The sequence below is a fragment of the Blastococcus jejuensis genome, assembly GCF_039534705.1.
Taxonomy (GTDB): domain Bacteria; phylum Actinomycetota; class Actinomycetes; order Mycobacteriales; family Geodermatophilaceae; genus Blastococcus_B; species Blastococcus_B jejuensis.
Window position 1 is genome coordinate 238,289 of record NZ_BAAAVV010000007.1, and the last position, 20,116, is coordinate 258,404.

At 72.2% G+C, this 20,116-nt stretch carries 21 protein-coding genes; 17 read left to right on the top strand and 4 right to left on the bottom strand.

Annotation, left to right across the window (positions count from 1 at the left end):
• The first annotated feature begins 10 nt into the window (after positions 1-10).
• Genes ABD644_RS16070 through ABD644_RS16090 form a run of 5 tightly spaced genes read left to right on the top strand, consistent with a single transcriptional unit; the run spans position 11 to position 5,647 of the window.
• The gene (locus ABD644_RS16070) at positions 11-3,751 is read left to right on the top strand and encodes a multifunctional oxoglutarate decarboxylase/oxoglutarate dehydrogenase thiamine pyrophosphate-binding subunit/dihydrolipoyllysine-residue succinyltransferase subunit (RefSeq protein WP_344689965.1); all 3,741 of its coding nucleotides are present in this window, start codon (positions 11-13) and stop codon (positions 3,749-3,751) included.
• 7 nt (positions 3,752-3,758) lie between these two features.
• Positions 3,759-3,944, top strand: coding sequence for a DUF6104 family protein (locus ABD644_RS16075; protein ID WP_344689967.1), 186 nt, complete (start codon positions 3,759-3,761; stop codon positions 3,942-3,944).
• Positions 3,941-4,678 (top strand): AAA family ATPase, encoded by a 738-nt coding sequence (locus ABD644_RS16080; RefSeq protein ID WP_344689968.1) that lies wholly within the window; start codon positions 3,941-3,943, stop codon positions 4,676-4,678. The genes ABD644_RS16075 and ABD644_RS16080 overlap by 4 nt, the downstream gene beginning before the upstream one ends.
• Positions 4,679-4,727: 49 nt before the next feature.
• A complete protein-coding gene (locus tag ABD644_RS16085; RefSeq protein WP_344689969.1) occupies positions 4,728-5,444 on the top strand; it encodes a metal-dependent hydrolase in 717 nt (238 codons plus the stop codon).
• An 11-nt stretch (positions 5,445-5,455) separates the two neighbouring features.
• Positions 5,456-5,647 carry a hypothetical protein gene (locus ABD644_RS16090; RefSeq protein WP_344689970.1) on the top strand — a complete coding sequence of 64 codons (192 nt, stop codon included), beginning with the start codon at positions 5,456-5,458 and terminating at the stop codon, positions 5,645-5,647.
• Here the strand turns inward: ABD644_RS16090 and ABD644_RS16095 are convergent.
• Positions 5,617-6,438: an LAGLIDADG family homing endonuclease gene (locus tag ABD644_RS16095; RefSeq protein ID WP_344689971.1), complete on the bottom strand. Its 822-nt coding sequence runs from the start codon at positions 6,436-6,438 to the stop codon at positions 5,617-5,619. The two genes, ABD644_RS16090 and ABD644_RS16095, sit on opposite strands and share 31 nt — an antisense overlap.
• A gap of 89 nt (positions 6,439-6,527) precedes the next feature.
• On the opposite strand from ABD644_RS16095, the gene ABD644_RS16100 reads away from it, so the two are divergent.
• Together ABD644_RS16100 and ABD644_RS16105 are read left to right on the top strand one after the other, a co-directional pair.
• Positions 6,528-7,868, top strand: a complete 1,341-nt coding sequence (locus ABD644_RS16100; protein WP_344689972.1) for an MFS transporter — start codon at positions 6,528-6,530, stop codon at positions 7,866-7,868.
• Positions 7,865-9,382 carry a pyridoxal phosphate-dependent decarboxylase family protein gene (locus tag ABD644_RS16105; protein ID WP_344689973.1) on the top strand — a complete coding sequence of 506 codons (1,518 nt, stop codon included), beginning with the start codon at positions 7,865-7,867 and terminating at the stop codon, positions 9,380-9,382. The genes ABD644_RS16100 and ABD644_RS16105 overlap by 4 nt, the downstream gene beginning before the upstream one ends.
• Here the strand turns inward: ABD644_RS16105 and ABD644_RS16110 are convergent.
• Positions 9,289-10,479, bottom strand: a complete 1,191-nt coding sequence (locus ABD644_RS16110) for an NAD(P)-dependent malic enzyme (protein ID WP_344689974.1) — start codon at positions 10,477-10,479, stop codon at positions 9,289-9,291. The two genes, ABD644_RS16105 and ABD644_RS16110, sit on opposite strands and share 94 nt — an antisense overlap.
• A 226-nt stretch (positions 10,480-10,705) precedes the next feature.
• Here ABD644_RS16110 and ABD644_RS16115 point away from each other — a divergent pair, with 226 nt between their 5' ends.
• Positions 10,706-12,322, top strand: a complete 1,617-nt coding sequence (locus ABD644_RS16115; RefSeq protein ID WP_344689975.1) for an FAD-dependent monooxygenase — start codon at positions 10,706-10,708, stop codon at positions 12,320-12,322.
• Here ABD644_RS16115 and ABD644_RS16120 read toward each other — a convergent pair.
• The gene (locus tag ABD644_RS16120) at positions 12,319-12,711 is read right to left on the bottom strand and encodes a S26 family signal peptidase (protein WP_344689976.1); all 393 of its coding nucleotides are present in this window, start codon (positions 12,709-12,711) and stop codon (positions 12,319-12,321) included. The genes ABD644_RS16115 and ABD644_RS16120 overlap by 4 nt on opposite strands.
• Positions 12,712-12,762: 51 nt before the next feature.
• Here ABD644_RS16120 and sodN point away from each other — a divergent pair, with 51 nt between their 5' ends.
• The 7 genes from sodN (at position 12,763) to ABD644_RS16155 (ending at position 17,925) form a co-directional block, all read left to right on the top strand.
• Complete coding sequence (gene sodN / locus ABD644_RS16125; protein ID WP_344689977.1) at positions 12,763-13,167, top strand: superoxide dismutase, Ni; 405 nt, start codon at positions 12,763-12,765, stop codon at positions 13,165-13,167.
• Positions 13,168-13,331: 164 nt separating this feature from the next.
• Positions 13,332-14,591: a PP2C family protein-serine/threonine phosphatase gene (locus ABD644_RS16130; RefSeq protein WP_344689978.1), complete on the top strand. Its 1,260-nt coding sequence runs from the start codon at positions 13,332-13,334 to the stop codon at positions 14,589-14,591.
• A 70-nt stretch (positions 14,592-14,661) separates the two neighbouring features.
• A complete protein-coding gene (locus ABD644_RS16135; RefSeq protein ID WP_344689981.1) occupies positions 14,662-15,327 on the top strand; it encodes a phosphatidylserine decarboxylase in 666 nt (221 codons plus the stop codon).
• A gap of 14 nt (positions 15,328-15,341) precedes the next feature.
• Positions 15,342-16,139 (top strand): CDP-diacylglycerol--serine O-phosphatidyltransferase, encoded by a 798-nt coding sequence (pssA, locus tag ABD644_RS16140; RefSeq protein ID WP_344689982.1) that lies wholly within the window; start codon positions 15,342-15,344, stop codon positions 16,137-16,139.
• Positions 16,136-16,624 (top strand): GNAT family N-acetyltransferase, encoded by a 489-nt coding sequence (locus ABD644_RS16145; RefSeq protein WP_344689983.1) that lies wholly within the window; start codon positions 16,136-16,138, stop codon positions 16,622-16,624. Before pssA ends, ABD644_RS16145 begins: the two co-directional genes overlap by 4 nt.
• A gap of 28 nt (positions 16,625-16,652) precedes the next feature.
• Positions 16,653-17,129: a quercetin 2,3-dioxygenase gene (locus ABD644_RS16150; RefSeq protein ID WP_344689984.1), complete on the top strand. Its 477-nt coding sequence runs from the start codon at positions 16,653-16,655 to the stop codon at positions 17,127-17,129.
• Positions 17,130-17,142: 13 nt separating this feature from the next.
• On the top strand, positions 17,143-17,925 hold the full coding sequence (locus tag ABD644_RS16155; protein WP_344689985.1) for an HAD-IIA family hydrolase: 783 nt from the start codon (positions 17,143-17,145) through the stop codon (positions 17,923-17,925).
• Here the strand turns inward: ABD644_RS16155 and ABD644_RS16160 are convergent.
• On the bottom strand, positions 17,922-18,413 hold the full coding sequence (locus ABD644_RS16160; protein WP_344689986.1) for a hypothetical protein: 492 nt from the start codon (positions 18,411-18,413) through the stop codon (positions 17,922-17,924). The genes ABD644_RS16155 and ABD644_RS16160 overlap by 4 nt on opposite strands.
• A 94-nt stretch (positions 18,414-18,507) precedes the next feature.
• On the opposite strand from ABD644_RS16160, the gene ABD644_RS16165 reads away from it, so the two are divergent.
• Entirely contained in the window at positions 18,508-19,533 is a 1,026-nt protein-coding gene (locus tag ABD644_RS16165) for a diacylglycerol/lipid kinase family protein (protein ID WP_344689987.1), read from the top strand.
• Positions 19,534-19,829: 296 nt separating this feature from the next.
• A complete protein-coding gene (locus tag ABD644_RS16170) occupies positions 19,830-20,081 on the top strand; it encodes a WhiB family transcriptional regulator (protein WP_344689988.1) in 252 nt (83 codons plus the stop codon).
• The last annotated feature ends 35 nt before the right edge of the window (positions 20,082-20,116 follow it).

Below are 20,116 nucleotides of genomic sequence, written 5' to 3' on the forward strand. Positions count from 1 at the left end.
CGTGTCAAGCGTGAGCTCCTCCCGGTCGTCCGCCACGAACTCCTCCGCCGTGGCGGGATTCGGCACCAACGAGTGGCTGGTCGAGGAGATGTACCAGCAGTACCTCTCCGATCCCGACAGCCTCGACCAGGCCTGGCACGAGTTCTTCGCCGACTACCGGCCCGGCAGCCCCGTGGGAGCGGCCGACCGCGGCTCCGCGGCGCAGGGTGCCGAGGACAGGGTCGCCGAGGGCAACGGCAGCGCGCCGGCGCAGGCCCAGCCCTCGCCGAAGGCGGCGGCTACCGCGCCGAAGACCGAGCCCGCTCCGAAGACCGAGCCCGCTCCGAAGGCCGAGCCCGCTGCCAAGCCGGCCGAGAAGCCGGCCGCGAAGACCGCGACCCCGGTCGCCGCCGGCAAGCAGAGCCCCCTGCGCGGCGCGGCCGCCAGCGTCGTCAAGAACATGAACGTCTCGCTGACGGTGCCGACGGCGACGAGCGTGCGCGCGGTCCCGGCCAAGTTGCTGGCCGACAACCGCATCGTCATCAACAACCACCTGGCCCGTTCGCGCGGCGGGAAGGTCTCGTTCACCCACCTGATCGGCTACGCGCTGGTCCGGGCGCTGGACTCCTTCCCGAACATGAACAGTGCCTACGCCGAGGTCGACGGCAAGCCGGTGCTGGTCCAGCCCGAGCACGTCAACTTCGGCCTGGCCATCGACCTGCCCAAGTCCGACGGCTCGCGCTCGCTGGTCGTCGCCTCGATCAAGGGCGCCGAGGCGATGGACTTCGCCAAGTTCTGGGCGGCCTACGAGGACATCATCCGGCGCGCCCGCCAGGGCAAGCTCACCCTCGAGGACTTCTCGGGCACCACGATCAGCCTGACCAACCCCGGCACGATCGGCACCAACCACTCGGTGCCGCGGCTGACCGCCGGGCAGGGCGCGATCATCGGCGTCGGCGCGATGGAGTACCCGGCCGAGTTCCAGGGGATGAACCCCGACTCGCTGACCGAGATGGCCGTCTCGAAGATCATCACGCTGACCTCGACCTACGACCACCGGATCATCCAGGGTGCCGAGTCGGGTGACTTCCTGCGCCGCCTGCACGGCCTCCTGCTGGGCGAGGACGGCTTCTACGACGAGGTCTTCCACTCGCTGCGCATCCCGTACGAGCCGGTCCGCTGGATGCCCGACGTCCGGATCAGCCACGAGGGGCAGATCGACAAGGAAGCCCGGGTCATCGAGGTCATCGAGGCCTACCGGCGCAACGGCCACCTCATGGCCGACACCGACCCGCTCGAGTTCAAGGTCCGCACCCACCCCGACCTCGACATCCTCCAGCACGGGCTGACCCTCTGGGACCTCGACCGCAGGTTCCCCGTCGGCGGCTTCGCCGGCGAGCGGCTGATGGCCCTGCGCGACATCCTCGGCGTGCTGCGCAACTCCTATTGCCGCACCGTCGGCGTGGAGTACATGCACATCACCGATCCCGAGGAGCGCGAGTGGCTCCAGCAGCGGATCGAGGTCAAGCACGAGCAGCCCGACCGCGAGAAGCAGAAGCACGTCCTGGGCCGGCTCAACGCCGCCGAGGCCTTCGAGACGTTCCTGCAGACCAAGTACGTCGGCCAGAAGCGATTCAGCCTCGAGGGCGGCGAGTCGGTCATCCCGATCCTCGACGAGGTGCTGATCGCCGGCACCGACCACGGCCTCGACGAGGTCGCGATCGGCATGGCGCACCGCGGCCGGCTCAACGTGCTGGCCAACGTGCTGGGCAAGAGCTACCAGAAGATCTTCGGCGAGTTCGAGGGCAACATCGACCCGGGCACGGTCCAGGGCTCCGGTGACGTCAAGTACCACCTCGGGGCCACCGGCACGTTCCGCAACCCCTTCCTCGACGACGCCGAGATCGCCGTCTCGCTGACCGCCAACCCGAGCCACCTCGAGACGGTCAACCCGGTGCTCGAGGGCATCGTGCGCGCCAAGCAGGACATGATCGACAAGGGCGAGGAAGGCTTCACCGTGCTGCCGGTCCTGCTGCACGGCGACTCGGCCTTCGCCGGCCAGGGCGTCGTCGCCGAGACCCTCAACCTGTCGCAGCTGCGCGGGTACCGCACCGGCGGCACGGTGCACGTGGTCATCAACAACCAGGTCGGGTTCACCACCAGCCCGACGGCGGCCCGGTCGAGCCTCTACTCCACCGACGTCGCCCGCATGGTCAACGCGCCGATCTTCCACGTGAACGGCGACGACCCCGAGGCGTGCGTCCGGGTGGCACGGCTGGCCGTGGAGTACCGGCAGGCGTTCCGGAAGGACGTCGTCGTCGACCTGGTCTGCTACCGCCGTCGGGGGCACAACGAGGGCGACGACCCCTCGATGACGCAGCCGCTGATGTACGACATCATCGACCGCAAGCGCTCGGTCCGGAAGCTCTACACCGAGGCGCTGGTGGGGCGCGGCGACATCACGCTCGCCGAGGCCGAAGAAGCCCTGAAGGACTACCGCGGGCAACTGGAGCGGGCCTTCGCCGAGACCCACGACGCGCAGGACTCCTCCAAGCCCGAGCCGGTCATGGACCCTCGGACCCCGCAGGAGTCCGAGGTGCAGACGGCGATCACGCCGGAGATCCTCAAGGCCATCGGCGACGCTCACGTGAGCCTGCCGCAGGACTTCACCCCGCACCCGAAGCTCAAGCGCATGCTCGAGCGGCGCGCGGCGATGGCCAGCGAGGGCGGCATCGACTGGGCCATGGGCGAGCTGCTGGCCTTCGGGTCGCTGCTCATGGACGGCGTCCCCGTGCGCCTGGCCGGCCAGGACTCCCGCCGCGGCACCTTCGTGCAGCGCCACTCGGTGCTCATCGACCGGGAGACCGGCGCGGAGTACACCCCGCTGTCGCACCTCACCGAGGAGCAGGCGAAGTTCTTCGTCTACGACTCGCTGCTCTCGGAGTACGCGGCGGTCGGGTTCGAGTACGGCTACTCGCTGGCCAACCCGAAGGCGCTGGTGCTCTGGGAGGCGCAGTTCGGCGACTTCGTCGACGGCGCCCAGATGGTCATCGACGAGTTCATCAGCTCGGGCGAGGCCAAGTGGGGGCAGCGCTCCGGCGTCGTCCTGCTCCTGCCGCACGGCCTCGAGGGTCAGGGCCCGGATCACTCCAGCGGCCGGCCGGAGCGGTTCCTGCAGCTGTGCGCCGAGAACAACATGGTCGTCGCCAACTGCACGACCCCGGCCAACTACTTCCACCTGCTGCGCCGCCAGGCGCTCTCCGACATGCACCGGCCGCTGGTCGTCTTCACCCCGAAGTCGCTGCTGCGGGCCAAGGCGGCGGTCAGCGCCGTCGAGGACTTCACCGACCAGACGTTCCGCGCGGTGCTGCCCGACCCGGGCGTGGGCGGCGAGCCGCTCGACGACGGCGCGGTGCGCAAGGTGCTGCTCTGCAGCGGCAAGGTCGCCTACGACCTGATGGCTCAGCGGGAGTCCGACGGCACCGCCGACGTCGCGGTCGTCCGCGTCGAGCAGCTGTACCCGCTGCCGGCCGAGCAGATCCGCGCCGAGCTCGAGCGCTACCCGAACGCGAACGACGTGGTGTGGGTGCAGGAGGAGCCGATGAACATGGGCGCCTGGCAGTTCATGGCCGTCAACCTCCCCGAGCAGCTGCCGGAGGGCCGGACCCTGCGCCGGGTCAGCCGGAAGGCGTCGGCCAGCCCGGCGGTCGGCTCGGCCAAGGTGCACGAGGTCGAGCAGCGCCAGCTGGTCGCCGAGGCCCTCGCGGACTAGTCGCGCGATGTACTTCACCGATCGAGGGCTCGAGGAGCTGGCCGAGCGGCGGGGCGAGGAGCAGGTGTCCCTCGCCTGGCTGGCCGACGAGATGCGGGCGTTCGTCGACCAGTTCCCCGACTTCGAGGTGCCGGTCGAGCGGCTGGCCACCTGGCTGGCCCGCGGCGGTAGCGGCGACGACGAGGATGAGTGAGCGGCCCGGCCGCTGAGCTGTGCCTGGCCCGCGTCGGCGTCCGAGCCGACCTCCGCGAGCCCGACGCCTGGTACTGGCAGCTGCCCGCCGTGGCGCAGCTGCGCGACCAGGGCATGGCGCTGGCGCCGGTCACGGTGCTCGTCGGCGAGAACGGCAGCGGGAAGTCGACGCTCGTCGAGGCCGTCGCGCACGCCTGGCGTGAGTCGCTGACCGCCCAGGTCAAGCACTGGGGCCCGAGGCCCTCGGCCGAAGATGCAGACCTCTGGCGGGACCTCGCGCTCACCGGCCTGCGCCCTCGGCCACAGGGCGGCGTGTGGCTGCGCGGCGAGGCGATGCACGGCGTCTTCGCCGGCATCGACAGCGCGGCCTCCGAGCTGCGGGCGTTCGACGGCGTTCCGCTGAACGCCCGCTCGCACGGGGAAGGCTTCCTCGCCCTGCTCGAGTCGCGGACGTTGGAGCGGGGGCTGTGGATCCTCGACGAGCCGGAATCCGCGTTGTCCTTCCGCTCCTCGCTGCGACTGATGGCCCTCCTGCACGGGATGTGCACTTCCGGCTCGCAGGTTCTGCTGGCCACCCACTCCCCCGTCCTCGCGGCGCTGCCCGGTGCGCGGATCTACGAGCTGGGCGACGACGGCTTCACCGAGCAGCAGTGGGCCGACCTCGACCTCGTGCGGGACTGGCAGGCATTCTTCGACGCCCCGGAGCGGCTGCTGCACCACCTGCTGGACGGCTGACGCCGCGCGCCTCCCCCGGTGACACGCCGCGCGGCGGGACCCTCTGCCCGTGCTCGGTCACTCCCACGCCCTCTCGGGCCTCGCCGTCGGTGCCGCGACGCTGCCCTGGGCACCCGTGGACGGCACCGTCAGCCAGATCGCGTGGATCGCCGCGGTCGGGGGCTTCGCCATGCTCCCGGACCTCGATCAGCACTGCTCGACGGTCTCGGACATGTGGGGCCCGGCGACCGACGTCCCGTCCGGCGTCCTCGGCAAGATCGCCGGCGGCCACCGCTGGGGCACGCACGACGCCGTCCTGGCCCCGCTCGCGTTCGGGGGCCTGGCCATGCTCGCCGCCGACGCGTTCTGGTCCAGCCTGCTGCTGCTGGCCCTGGCCATCGGGCTCGCGCTGCGGGCCCTGCACTTCGTGATCCCCGGCCGCGCCGAGACCACCGTCCTCGGCAACCTGATCCTGTCGTGGGGCGGCGCTTGGTACCTGCTCGATCACATGGTGAACCCGGCCTGGTTGCCGTGGGCCGTGGTCGCGGGCGTGCTGACGCACATCGTCGGCGACGGGATCACCACGGCCGGGGTGCCGATGCCGCTGCTCTGGATCCTGAACCGGGGCCGACTCATCTTCTTCCCGATGCGCACGGGCGCGACCCTCGAGAAGGCCGTGCTCGTGCCGTTGTTCATCGCCGCCACCGTCGGGTTCATCTACGTCAACACCGAGGTGCACGAGGCCGTCGACCCGTTCGTCGACAGGCTGTTGCTCAGCTTCGGCTAGATACTCGCGGGATGCAGCGACTCTCCGACAAGCTGCTCAGCTGGGCCAGCATCTTCGACGACGAGACCCGGCGGCAGGCCGAGCTCACCGCGACCCTGCCGATCGTGCACCCGCACGTGGCGCTGATGCCCGACGCCCACCTCGGCAGGGGAACGACAGGTGGAACGTCCCGTCAACTGCGGGACGTCGCGTTCGGATGCTGAGAGCCGGCCGAGCCTCGTAGACGGAACCGTCGGATGCTGATCGACCTCTCACTACGACCCAGCCTGCTGGCCGCTTCTCGAACGGACCCGTTGAAGACGTCCGCGTCTTCTTCCGCCGTCCACCTCCGTGCACCCGCGTGAGGCCGCGCCCGCATCCCGGTCGGCCTCGTCCAACGGGCAACGCGCGTCGCCGCCTCGCGCTTGCGTTCGAGCGCCAGACCAACATCGCCGTAGAGCCAACCAGCAAGTACCGCTGCCGGCTCGCCGCTCACCATGGGGTTGTACATGCCATCGCGCGCATTCGCGTTCACCGATCGGTACGCGCCGGCGACGCTCAGCGCCTGGGCGCAGAAGTAGTCGGCGAGGGCTCGACTGGCGGTGGTGAACGCGAGGAATGGCCGCCCGGTACCGGTGAATCCGACACTCCCGTCACCGTCGACCAGACCCCGGAGGTAATCCCGGGTGCTGAAGGCGCTCAGCGGTGGTGCAACCGTCTCTGACTTTCGTCCGGCCGGCAGACCGAGTTCCGCGAGCTCGCGACGGAACCCGAGGTTGCACACGGTCCACGTGGCGGATCGATGGACGCCGAAGTTGGTCGTGCGCTCGCGGTACGACACCCGCGAGTGGACGTCGAAGAGGGAGCAGAACGAGTGCAGGACGGCGTCGTCCCGGTCGGAGAGTTCGATCGAGAGCCGCCCTTTCTGGCCTCGGCCCGCGTAGTGGTTTCCGTCGGTCTGGGCGAACCCGAAGAAATAGGCGTGATCGGGGCGCAGGAGGTCGATGTGGCGCACCCGAACGACATACGCCTCGCGTCTGACATTCGGTTCTTCGACTCCTCTCACCCCCACGCCCAGGTGTCCACGAAGCTACGGTTCGCCCCGTGGTCACCGTCTCGCCTGGCCCGCGGCTCACGCGGGGCGTCCACCTCGGCTACGCGCTGGGCTCCATCGGGACGGCGGCGTTCGGCACCGTGCCCGGGCTGCTGCTGCTCTACTACCTGACCGACGAGCTCGGGGTGGCCGCCGGGATCGCCGGACTCGTGGTCTTCGCGCCCAAGGCCTGGGACGTGCTGCTCAACCCGTGGATCGGCAGCCGGTCGGACCGCACCGAGAGCCGCTGGGGTCCGCGCCGCCCGTGGATGCTGGCCGGCGGGCTGGCCCTCCCGCCGCTGTTCGTGCTCGTCTTCGCCGGGCCCGGCGCCTCGCCCGGGGTCGCCGCCGCCTGGGTGGCGGTCGCCTTCCTGCTCGCGGCGACCGCGTACGGCTGCTTCCAGGTGCCCTACATCGCCCAGCCCGCCGAGATCACCGACGACCCGGACGAGCGGGCGACGCTGATGTCCTGGCGGGTCGCGGCGCTGGCCATCGGCATCCTCCTCGCCGGCGCCGGGGCGCCGGCCGTCGTCGACGCCTTCGGTGGCGGGCGTGGCGGCTACCTGGCCATGGCGGTGTTCGTCGCGCTGCTGCTCGCCGTCGGGATGCTCGGCGCGGTCGCCGGCACCCGCAACGCACCGACGCTGACCCGCGTGCACAGCGAGGGCCGGCTCGGCCGCACCCTCCGGCTCGCCTGGGGGTCGCGGCCGTTCCGGCTGCTGCTCACCGTCTTCGTCGTCCAGGCGCTGGGCATCGGCGTGATGCTCGCCGGGGTGCCGTACTACTCGCGGGAGGTCCTGGGCGATCCCGCGGCGGGATCCCTGCTGTTCGCCGCCCTGGTCGCCCCCGCCGTCCTCGTCATGCCCGTGTGGCTGCGCGTCAGCCGGCGCCGCGGCAAGCGGGCCGGCCTGCTGGTGTCCTCGCTGCTGTTCGCCGTCGGCGCGGCGACGCTGCTCGCCGGGGACGCCGGCGGCACGGCCTCGGTGGTGGCCCGCGTCGTCCTCGTCGGCATCGGCTACGCCGGGATGCAGATGTTCCCGCTGGCCCTGCTCCCCGACGTCATCGCCGCCGACGAGGCGGCCTCCGGGGAGCGCCGGGCCGGCGTGTTCACCGGCGTCTGGACGGCGGCGGAGACCCTCGGTCTCGCCGTCGGCCCTGGCCTGCTCGGCGGCCTGCTGGCGCTGGCCGGATACGCGTCCTCGACCGGGGACGAGGTCGTCGCGCAGCCGGCGTCGGCGGTCACCGCCGTCCTCGTCGGCTTCAGCCTCGTCCCGGCGCTGCTCGTGCTGGTGACGCTCCCCCTGGTCCTGCGCCTGCCCCCCGACCGACGGATCCCCGAGAGGACCGCATGAGCCCCGACGAGGTACTGGCCGAACTCACCGCGCTGCAGGCCGGCGATCTGCCCACGCACGGCGGTGCCACCATGGCCTACGTCTACGACTCCGGCCTCTCCGGTCTCGAGGAGCTCGCGGCGGCCGCCCAGGCGGCGTTCCAGTGGACCAATGCCCTCGACCCCACGGCGTTCCCCAGCGTGGCCCGGCTGGAGAACGACCTGGTCGGCGCCGCGGCCCGGCTGCTCGGCGGTGGACCCGGGACGGTGGGCACCCTCACCAGCGGCGGGACCGAGAGCTGCCTGCTCGCCGTGCTGTCGGCGCGGGAGACCTGGCGCGCGCGGGGCCGCGCCGGGCGACCGCGGCTCCTGCTCCCGGTCACCGCGCACGCCGCCTTCCGCAAGGCCGCGCACCTGTTCGACCTCGACGTCGTCGACGTCCCCGTCGACCCGACGAGCTGCCGCGCCGTCCCGGCCGCCGTCGCCGGGGCGCTGGACGAGCAGGCTGCGCTCGTGGTGGTCAGCGCGCCGTCCTACCCGCACGGCGTGCTCGATCCCGTGGGCGAGATCGCGGCGATGGCCGCCTCGGCCGGCGTGCCGTGCCACGTCGACGCGTGCATCGGCGGCTGGATCCTGCCGTTCCTCGACGACGTGCCCGAGCCCTTCGACCTCTCCGTCGACGGCGTCACGTCGCTGTCGGTCGACCTGCACAAGTACGGCTACGCCCCGAAGGGCGTGTCGGTGCTGCTGACGGCGACGCCCGAGCTGCGGCACGCGCACTGGTTCACGACTGCCGGCTGGCCCGGCTACCCGGTGGTCAACCCGACCCTGGCCGGCACCCGCCCGGCCGGCCCGATGGCCGCCGCGTGGGCGGTGCACCGCTGGCTGGGCGACGACGGCTACCGGGAGCTGGCCCGCCGGACCCGTGCGGCGACCGTCGCGCTCACCGCGGGCGCGAGCGCCATCGAGGGGCTGCGGGTGGTGGGGACCCCGGTGGCCACCCTCGTCGCGCTGGCCCAGGAGGGCCCCCGACGGGGTCGACGTGCTGAATCTCGCCGACGAGATGACCGCGCGCGGCTGGATGCTGCAGCCCCAGCCGTCGTTCGCGCAGGACGGCGGCGACCTCCCGGCCACGCTGCACCTGACCGTGACCGGCGCGACCGCGGGGCGAGTGGAGGCGTTGCTCGCCGACCTCACCGAGGCCGCATGCGCGGCGGCGGCGCTCCCCCGGCCGGTCGCCGACCCGGACCTCGTCGCGGCCGCCGCGACGATCGACCCCACCACCCTCACCGTCGCCGAGGTGGACGCGCTGCTCGAGGTGGCCGGCGTCGGGAACGGCCGGCTGCCCGAGCGCATGGCGCCGGTGCACGCCCTGGTCTCGGCTCTCCCCCGACCGGTGGCCGAGCGGCTGCTGGCCGGCGTGCTGGCCCAGGTCTACCGGCCTACCCGGTGACGCCCTGCTCCCGGGCGCAGGCGGCGACCGCCGCCGCGACCGCCTCCGCCACGCGCCGGTCCAGCGGGCTCGGCACGATGTAGTCCGGTCGCACGTCGTCGCCGACGACGTCGGCGATCGCGGTCGCTGCGGCGAGCTTCATCTCCTCGGTGATGCTGTGCGCGCCGGCGTCGATGGCGCCCCGGAAGATGCCGGGGAAGGCGAGCACGTTGTTGATCTGGTTGGGCAGGTCACTGCGCCCGGTGGCGACGACGGCCGCGTACCTGGCGGCCATGTCGGGGTCGACCTCGGGGATCGGGTTGGCCAGGGAGAACACGATGCACCCCGGTGCCATCGACGCGATCGCGGCCTCGGGCACGGTGCCCCCGGACAGGCCCAGGTAGACGTCGGCACCGGCCAGCGCGTCGATCATCGTGCCCGCGAAGCCGGACCTGTTCGTGGAGTCGACCAGCCACTGCTTGATCGGCGTGAGGTCCTCGCGGCCGGCGTGCAGGATGCCCTTCGAGTCGGCGACGGCGATGTCGCCGATCCCGGCCTCGAGCAGGATCTTCGTGCAGGCGACGCCCGCGGCGCCGGCACCTGCGACGACGACGCGCAGGCTGCCGATCTCGCGTCCGACGACCTTGGCGGCGTTCCGGAGCGCGGCCAGCACGACGATCGCCGTCCCGTGCTGGTCGTCGTGCATCACCGGGATGTCGAGCCGCTCGCGCAGCCGGGACTCGATCTCGAAGCAGCGCGGGGCGCTGATGTCCTCGAGGTTGATGCCGCCGAACGACGGCGCGATCGCGGCCACCGCCTCGACGATCTCGTCGACGTCCTTGGTGGCCAGCACGATCGGGACGGCGGACAGCCCGGCGAACTCGCTGAACAGGCAGGCCTTGCCCTCCATCACCGGGAGGGACGCGGCCGGTCCGATGTCGCCGAGACCCAGCACCGCCGAGCCGTCGGAGACGACGGCGACGACGCGTGGAGCCCAGGTGAACCGGCGGGCCAGAGCCGGCTCCGCGGCGATCGCGCTGGAGACGCGGGCGACGCCGGGGGTGTAGGTGAGGGCGAGGTCGGCGATGGAGTCGATCGAGCGCGTCGGGGTGACCCGGAGCTTGCCGCCGTCGTGTACCGCGAACGCGGGGTCGTCGGCGAAGCGGTCGGTGCTGTGTCCGGGTTCCTCGGTGCCGCCCATGGGCACCGAGCGTAATGGGGTGGCGGGGTGCGGTCGCCTCGGTGCATCGCGAGACGGAGACGGCCCGCGACGACGTGACCGGCGGACAGCTGTCCGTCGCCGGGCGGCGGCGGATTGCGGTCAGTTCGCGAGTGACACTTGACACATGGCAAGGATCGGAGAACGGTCTGGGCAATCGCCGATCCGTCGCCATGCGGACGGTCGTCCGCGTTCGAAAGGGTGCTCCGTGACCGATCTCGACGTCCCCGTTCTCGTGGTCGGAGGCAGCCTCGTCGGGCTGTCCACCTCCGTGCTGCTCGCCTCCGCCGGGGTGCCCCATCTCCTGGTCGAGCGGCACCGCGGCACCGCGGTGCACCCGCGCGCCGCGTCCTTCCACCAGCGCACGATGGAGATCTTCCGGAGCGCCGGTCTCCAGTCGTCCGTGGAGGCCGCGGCGGAGAAGGAGTTCGAGCAGAACGGCGCGATCGTGTCGGTCGAGAGTCTCGCCGCTGCGGAGACGAAGTACTTCTTCCGGAACTTCAACGAGGGCGTCGAACAGCTCAGCCCGACCGCTCGCTTGTTCATCACGCAGATCGGCCTCGAGCCGCTGCTCCGTTCAGCCGCCGAGGAGCGGGGCGCCGAGCACCGGTACGCCACCGAACTGGTGAGCGTCGAGCAGGACGACGACGGCGTCACGTCGGTGATCCGCGGGCGGGACGGTGGGAGCGAGGAGACGGTGCGCTCGCAGTACCTGGTCGCCGCCGACGGCGCGCACAGCCACGTGCGGCAGCTGTCCGGGATCGAGATGACCGGCCGCGGCGCGTTCGCCGACTGCGTCACCATCTACTTCCGGGCGGACATGCGTGAGCTGATCGGCGATCGCAACCTCAGCGTCGTCTACATCAACCACCCCGAGCTCCTCGGCTTCTTCCGGTTCTCCATCACCGGCGACTCCGGCTTCCTCGCGGTCTTCTCGACCACCGAACCCGACGGCACCCGCGACACCCACGTGGCCGCGGACATGGACCCCGCGCGGTGCGAGGACCTCGTGCGCAAGGCCCTCGGCCGCGCCGACATCCCGGTCCAGATCGAGACCGTGCAGCGGTGGAGCGCGGCCGCCGCATGGGCCTCCCGCTTCCAGGACCGCAGGGTGTTCCTGGCCGGCGACGCCGCGCACGTCATGCCCCCGACGGGCGGGTTCGGCGGCAACACGGGTGTCGCCGACGCGCACAACCTCGCCTGGAAGCTCGCCCTGGTGCTCCAGGGCACGGCCGCTCCCCGGTTGCTCGACACCTACGACGCCGAGCGGCGGCCCGTGAGCAGCATGACCGTCGAGCAGGCATACACGAGGTACGTCCTCCGCGTCGACCCCTCGCTGCCGAAGGACGACATGGCGCCGCCGATGGACGACGCCTCGATCGAGCTCGGCGCGGTCCTCCGGTCGGCCGCCGTGCTGGGCGACGAGGACGACGACGGAGCGCCCGTGGCGGATCCCCGCGCCCCCGGCGGGCGGCCCGGCACCCGCGCACCGCACCTGGTGGTCGACGCCGACGGGACGCCCGCGTCGGTGCTCGACGTGTTCGGCTCCGGCTTCGTGCTGCTCGCCGGGCCGGGCGGCCAGGCGTGGTGTGATGCCGCCGCACAGGTGAGCACCGACCTCGAGGCGCCGCTCGTCGCGCACCGGGTGGCACCCGACGGGTCGCTCGTCGACCGTGAGAAGGCGTTCCCCGCCCTGTACGGCACCGGTGAGGTGGGCGCCGTCGTCGTCCGGCCCGACGGCGTCGTGGCCTGGCGGGCGACGGCCGCACTGCCGGATCCGCGCGCGCAGCTGGACCGCGTTCTCCGGAGGCTGCTGTTCCGCTAGACCTCCGGTCCACCGGTCGGTGGCTGCGGCCCGAGTGCCCCCGGCCGGGGCCACAGACGTCCCACGACGCGCCCGACGACGACGGCGACGCCGAAGGCCCGGCTGTCGTCGGTGACGAGTGGGTTGTCCCCCTCCACCCAGTGCCCGCCGTCGACGGCGTTCCGCACGCGTTTGACCACGAGCAGGTCGGGGCGGGCGGGGAACCGGGCGAGGACGACGTCGCCGGGCTCGACCTCGTCCCCGGGGGCGAGCCGCCGGACGAGCAGCCGGTCGCCCGACCGGACGGTCGGGACCATCGACGGGCCGGTCACCCGGGCCATCGCCCACGCCGTCGCCAGCGGCGGGACGGCGCCGGGGTCCGGTCCGCTCGATCTGTCGCTGTCGATCACCGCGAGTAGGGTCGCAGACGACCCAATCCCACGACATCCGGAGGCACATCCATGCGTCTCACCCGCATGTTCTCCACAGTCGAGGCCACCGCGCACTGCGACCTCCCCTGCGGTGTGTACGACCCGGCGCAGGCCCGCATCGAGGCCGAATCGGTCAAGGCCATCCAGGAGAAGTACCAGGGCAACGAGGACCCGGTGTTCCGTCAGCGCGCCGTGCTGATCAAGGAGCAGCGCGCCGAGCTGGTCAAGCACCACCTGTGGGTGCTGTGGACCGACTACTTCAAGCCCCCGCACTTCGAGAAGTACCCCCAGCTGCACGAGCTGTTCAACAAGGCCACCAAGCAGGCCGGCGCGTCCGGCGGCAAGGGCAGCATGGATCCGGCCGACGGGCAGAAGCTGCTCGACCTGATCGCGGAGATCGACACGATCTTCTGGGAGACCAAGAACGCGGCCTGAGGAAGGTCCTCCCTGCGCCCCACCGCTCGCACGCTCGCGGCCGGCCCCCGCAGGGATGCCGCGCCATCGCGTGACTGCGACGGCCGGCGAGCACCTGCTCGCCGCCCGTCGTCGCGTCGGGGAGCAAGCCGGGACGGCTTTGCCTCGCGCCTAGGGTCTGCCCCATGGGCGCTTCGGAGGACTTCATGATCGACGTCGACGCGCTGCTCCGGACGGTCGAGAACGCCGCTCCCATCGACGCGGTGGAAGCGGTGTCGGCCTCGCTCGGAGAGATGATCTCGGCCAGCTCGGTCACGATGCTCATCGCCGACTTCAGCGGACGGGCCGTCGTCCGGCTGACCTCCACGGACCGCGTCGCCGGAGCGCGGGGGCACGGCGACGAGCAGGCCGAGACGCTGCCACTGGCCGGCACTCCCTACGAGAACGTCCTGCGGACCCAGCAGCCGTTCCTCGAGAGGGTCGGTACCGGCGCGCGGACGATCGTCCCCGTCACCGACCGGGGGGACGCGATCGGCCTCCTGGAACTCGAGCTGCCCCGGTACCCCACACCGGAAGAAATCGCCGACATCAGCAGCGCGGCGCATGCGCTCGCCTACGTGGTCATCGCCGCGCGCAGGCACACCGACGTGTTCGAGTGGGGCCAGCGCTCCACGCCGTTCGCCCTGGCCGCCGAGATCCAGCGCCGCCTTCTCCCGGCGTCCTACACCTGCGAGGCGGGGCAGTTCACGCTCGCCGGCTGGTTGGAGCCCGCCAGCTCCGTGGGCGGTGACACGTTCGACTACACGCTCGACCGCCACAGCCTCCAGGTGTCGATCACCGACGCCGTCGGCCATCAAGTGGCCGCGGCTCTACTGGCGACCCTGCTGGTCGGCGGCCTCCGCAACGGGCGTCGCAGGGGCCTCGACCTCGCCGACCAGGCGGCCTACGCCAACGACTGCCTGAGCGAGAACGCCGGTGCCGGCCAGTTCGTGACCGGCCAGCTGATGCGGCTGGACCTGCGCACCGGGACCGCCGAGGTCGTCAACGCCGGGCACGTGCTGCCGCTGCGGCTGCGCGCCGGGCAGGTGACGGAGATCCCCCTCGCCGTCGACGCCCCGTTCGGCGTCCTGCCCGGAAAGCGGTTCCGCGTCCAGCCACTCCCCCTCGAACCCGGCGATCGGGTCGTGTTCCTGACCGACGGGATGCAGGAGCGCAACGCCGCCACCCTCGACGTCGCCGCGGCGCTGGCCGCCAGCACTGACCTGCACCCACGGGAGTTGGTCCACGAACTGGGGGCCGCCGTGCTGCACGCCACCGGGGGCGACCTCCGCGACGACGCCACGATGGTCTGCCTCGACTGGTACGGCGGGCCGCCCCGCGGGCGGGTCACCGAGCAGGGGGCCGACGTCAGCCGCGCATCCGCCGCGCTCCCGACCGGCGGCTGACGGCGGCGGCAGCGCGTCCGGCCCGGATGCCTCGGCCGGCCCGGCGGCGCCCCGGTACGGTTTGACCACGATGCGCATCGACCCGGCCGGGTGGCCGTTCATCACCGTGCCCCTCGCTCCGGCGGCGCTGCTGGCTGCCGCCGGCGGCCGGAGGGCGCGCTGGCTGGCGCTCCCGTTCGCGGGCCTCTCGGTCTACATGGCGCTGTTCTTCCGCGACCCCGACCGGCGGTGCGACTCCGAGACGCCCGACCCGGACGAGGTCCTCTCCCCCGCCGACGGCCTGGTCATGGTGGCCGGGGAGCCGCAGGAGGGGGTTGCCCCCGACGGCGACTGGCAGCAGGTCAGCGTCTTCCTGTCCGTCGTCGACGTGCACGTCAACCGCTCGCCGTACTCCGGCGAGGTCGTCGAGAGCTCCTACCGCAAGGGCAGCTTCCTGGCCGCCTACCGCAAGGAGTCCGCGCACAAGAACGAGCGGAGCGAGTTGTGGCTGCGCAGCGGGGAAGGCGACGGAGCACGGACCGTGGTGTTCCGGCAGATCGTGGGGGTGCTGGCCCGTCGGATCGTCACGCGGACCGGGGTGGGTCAGCGACTGGCCACCGGCGAGCGGATGGGCCTGATGAAGTTCGGCTCGCGGATGGACGTCTTCCTTCCGCCGGAGTGCACGATCACGGTGCGCAAGGGTCAGCGGGTGCGGGGCGGCGAGACCGTCATCGCCCGGTTCCCCGCGGCCGGCTGAGGAGGTCCTCGCCGATGCCGAACCGGCGCATGCCCACCCGGGAGTTCGTCCGCCACCGCGTCCGCGGCAGCCGCCGACGCGCGCTCGCCACGCTGCCGAGCCTGTTCACCCTCGCCAACATGATGTGCGGTTTCGGGGCGATCCTGGTCTCGATCCGCGGGGAGTACCCCCTCGCCGCCGTCCTCGTGGGCCTGTCGATCATCTTCGACATCACCGACGGCGCCGTCGCCCGGCTCGTCGGCGCGGTGACCCCGTTCGGTCTGCAGTTCGACTCCCTGGCCGACCTGGTGTCCTTCGGCCTGGCACCGGCCCTGCTCGCGTTCACGATCTTCTCCGAGGGCCGCGACGAGTGGGATCCGCTCGGCTGGATCGTCTGCTTCCTGTGGGTGGCGTGCGCGGCGATCCGGCTGGCCCGGTTCAACACGACCATCGACCCCACGGCCGACAAGCGGTACTTCACCGGCATGCCCAGTCCCGGGGCGGCCGGCGTCGTGCTGGCCTCGGTGTTCGCCTTCGGCGACCAGATGCAGGGCCGCGACCGGCTGTGGGTGCTGCTGATCGTCGCCGTCCCCGCGATCCTGATGGTCACGAACATCCGGTTCCGCTCGTTCCGGTCACTGGTCAGCCCGAAGAGCGGCAAGCCGTACGGCCTGATCGGCATGGCGATCGCGCTCGTCGTCGGGTTCGCGCTGTGGCCGGTCGTCACGGGCATCCTGTTGGCCTACGGATACCTCCTGGCGCCGCTGCTCCTCCCCGTCGTCTCGCCGCTGGCGCGGCTCGTCCCCGACCGGCTGAAGGAGGCCCTCTCGTGACCGTCCGCCCGATCCGCCCGGACGACGTCCCCGCGGTCGTCGGGCTCGTCCGCGAGCTCGCCGAGTACGAGCGGGCCCTGGACGAGGTGCGGCTGACCGAGCAGCAGCTGTCCGAGTGCCTGTTCGGCACCGCCCCCGCGCTGTTCGGCCACGTCGCGCTCCACGGGGACGACGTCGTCGGCGTCGCGCTGTGGTTCCTCAACTTCTCCACCTGGCGCGGTACGCACGGCATCTACCTCGAGGACCTCTACGTCCAGCCCGCCCACCGCGGCAGCGGGCTGGGCAAGGAGCTGCTCCGGACGTTGGCCGAGGTGTGCGTGCAGCGCGGCTACTCGCGGCTGGAGTGGTCGGTGCTCGACTGGAACACCCCGTCGATCGACTTCTACAAGGCCGCGGGAGCGGTTCCGATGGACGAGTGGACGGTGTTCCGCCTCACCGACGACGCGCTGAGCAGCTTCGCGGCGGGGGCCCGACCCGGTTCCTGACGGGCGCGCTGCTTGTCAGGATGCCGGCATGGAGTCGAAGCCGTTCGCCGTGAATCTCTCCGACGCCCCGGCCTACTGGTCCCTGGGTGAGCTGCTGACGCTGGTTGCCACCGCCGAGCAGACCGGCGGCGCGTTCAGCCTCATGCACGAGCGGCTGCCGCGCGGGGCCGAGCCGCCGCCGCACGTCCACCGGCGGGAGGACGAGGCCTTCTTCTTGCTCGACGGCGAGCTCACCGTGCGGGTCGGCGACCAGGCGTTCACCGCGTCCTCTGGTTCCTTCGTGTTCTGTCCCCGCGACGTCCCGCACCTGCTGACCGTCGAGTCCGACGAGGTCCGCATGCTGACCCTCTGCACGCCCGGCGGCGTCGAGAAGCTGTTCGTCGAACTGGGCGAGCCCGCCCCGTCGCGCACGCTGCCCCCGGACGACGGCGCCGAGCCCGACGTCGAACGGATCGTCACGCTCGCCGCGCACTACGGTGCCGAGGTGCTGGAGGACTGGCCCTGACAGACTCCTCGACATGACGACCGAGCGTGTCGCCCCCGAATGCTGGCTCACCGACATGGACGGCGTCCTCGTCCACGAGGAGAAGGCGCTGCCCGGCGCCGCCGAGTTCCTCGAGCGGCTGGTGGAGAAGCAGCGCCGGTTCCTGGTGCTGACCAACAACTCGATCTTCACGCCGCGCGACCTCGCGGCCCGGCTGGGCCGCACCGGGCTGAACGTGCCCGAGGAGTCGATCTGGACCTCGGCCCTGGCGACGGCGGACTTCCTGGCCACCCAGCTCCCCGGCGGCTCGGCCTACGTCATCGGTGAGGCGGGCCTGACGACGGCGCTCTACGAGGTGGGCTACACGCTCACCGACACCGACCCGGACTACGTCGTCCTCGGTGAGACCCGCACGTACTCGTTCGAGGCCATCACGCGGGCCATCCGGCTGATCGGCCGGGGCGCGCGGTTCATCGCCACCAACCCCGACGTGACCGGCCCCTCGCCGGAGGGCCCGCTGCCGGCCACCGGGTCGGTCGCGGCGATGATCACCCGCGCCACGGGGGCCGAGCCCTACTTCGTGGGCAAGCCCAACCCGATGATGTTCCGCAGCGCCATGAACCGGATCGAGGCGCACTCGGAGTCGACGATGATGGTCGGCGACCGCATGGACACCGACGTCGTGGCCGGCATCGAGGCGGGGCTGGAGACCGTGCTGGTGCTCTCGGGCTCCACCGCGGCCGGCGACGTCCGGCGCTTCCCGTTCCGGCCCAGCCGGATCTGCGACTCGATCGCCGACGTGATCGACCTGATCTAGCGCTCGGTGTCCTGCTCGACGTAGGCCAGCCGCGACTCGGGCGTGGCCAGCAGGTAGAGCACGGCGGCCACCAGGCCCAGCACGGGCAGGCCGATCAGCGGACGCTCGGCGTCGAACGCCGTCGTGTAGCCGAGTGCGGCGAGGATCAGCTGGAGGACGATCACCGGCCCCCGCGCCCACGAGGCCACCCGCGACAACCCCCGGGCGGCCAGTCCCAGCACCGCCGCGCCCGCGCCGATGGCGACGACCTCGGCGATCGCCCGCGGCAGGCTGTCGGGAGTGCTCGTCACGGTCAGCCAGAGCAGCGCCAGCGCACCGACGGCGATCAGCGCCGCCTCCAGGGCCACGACGAGCGCGGCCAGCCGCAGCGTGCGCGGTGCATCGACCGCCGCGCGCTCCGGCTTGGGCGCGCCGGGCTCGGCGGCCTCGCCGAACAGCCGGGCGGCCCGACGGCGCGGCTCCTGCGGCCCGGTGTCCTCGTGCGTCACGGGCGCGAGATTACGCGGCGCCCCGCTGGTCCCGGCCGTTCCATGCGGCTCCGTGATCCCACGTTCCGGCGTCGTCCCTGGTTAGCCTGGCGGTATGCGTGCGCTCGTGGTGGTGAACCCGGCGGCGACCACCACCACCGCCAAGATGCGGGACGTCATCGTGGGCGCGCTCGGCAGCCAGCTCAAGCTCGACGTCGTCGAGACCGCCTTCCGCGGGCACGCCCGGGAGCTGGCCGCCGAGGCGGCCGCCGCCGACCTCGACGTCGTCGTGTCCGTCGGTGGCGACGGCACGGTCAACGAGGTGGCCAACGGCCTGCTGGCGAACGGGCCGCGCCCCGGGCTGCCGACCCTCGCGGTCGTCCCCGGCGGCTCCACGAACGTCTTCGCGCGCGCCCTCGGGCGCTCGCGCGACCCGGTGGAGGCGACGGCGGAGATCCTCGCCTCGCTGCGCGCCGGTCGCACCCGGCTGGTCTCCCTCGGCAGCGCCCAGGCCACCGGCACGAGCACCGCACCGCTGGTCGAACCCGATCCTGCGCTCGCGGCCGCGGAGGCGTCGGCGGACGCCGCGGCGCACGAGCCGGAGTGGACCCCGGAGCGCTGGTTCGTCTTCGCCGCCGGCCTGGGCTTCGACGCCGAGGTCATCGCGCGCGTCGAGGGCCGGCGGGCGCAGGGTGTCCGCTCGACGGGCGGGCTGTACGTGAAGGAGGCGACGGCGGCCTTCCTGCTCGGCCGGGAGCGCCGCCGCCCGGCCCTGACCCTGGAGATCCCCGGCGAGGACCCGCTGCCGGGGCTGTTCCTCTGCCTCATCTCGAACGTCGCCCCGTGGACCTACTTGGGCGACCGAGCGGTCAACCCCAGCCCCGAGGCCTCGTTCGACACCGGCCTCGACGTGTTCGCGATGGGCCGCATGGGTCCGGTCCGGATGCTGACCACGCTGCGGCAGACCTTCGCCCGGCACCCCCGGTTCCGGGGGCGGGGCGTGTACCGCCGGCACGACCTCTCCAGCCTGACGCTGACCGCCTCCCGACCCCAGGGCTGGCAGGTCGACGGCGACCACCTCGGCACCGCCACCGGGCTGCGCGTGCGGCACGTGCCGGCCGCCCTGCGCGTCGTCGCCTGAACCGCCCCTCACGCACGGCCGGAGGCGCTTGTCAACGGCCTGACCCGGCGTGTGGTTCCGTCGAGTGGCGGGCCTAGCACGAGCGTGGTGAGCTTGCTCACGGGGGGTCGAACGACGACCTCGATCTGCTTGACAGGCGTCCTGCACGTGAAAACATCGCTGCAGTACGCAACTTGCAGGTAACAAAGCAAGCAGTCGCTGAGTCATGGCGCTGGGCAACCGGTGTCGGCCCTGAACCGCGGTCCGAGGTCAGCGACTGAGCACCAACCGTAGACGACACCGAGGAGTACGAAGCCATGGACTGGCGCCACCGCGCGCTCTGCCGGGACGAGGACCCCGAGCTGTTCTTCCCCATCGGGACGACCGGCCCGGCAATCGTTCAGATCGAGCAGGCGAAGGCCGTGTGCCAGCGCTGCCCCGTCGTCGAGTCGTGTCTGGACTGGGCTCTCCGCTCGGGCCAGGACTCCGGCGTCTGGGGTGGGCTCTCCGAGGACGAGCGGCGCGCGCTGAAGCGGCGCCAGGCTCGCACCCGGGTGCGCACCGCCTGACACGGTTACGACCGCGCGCGCACCGCAGCGAACGC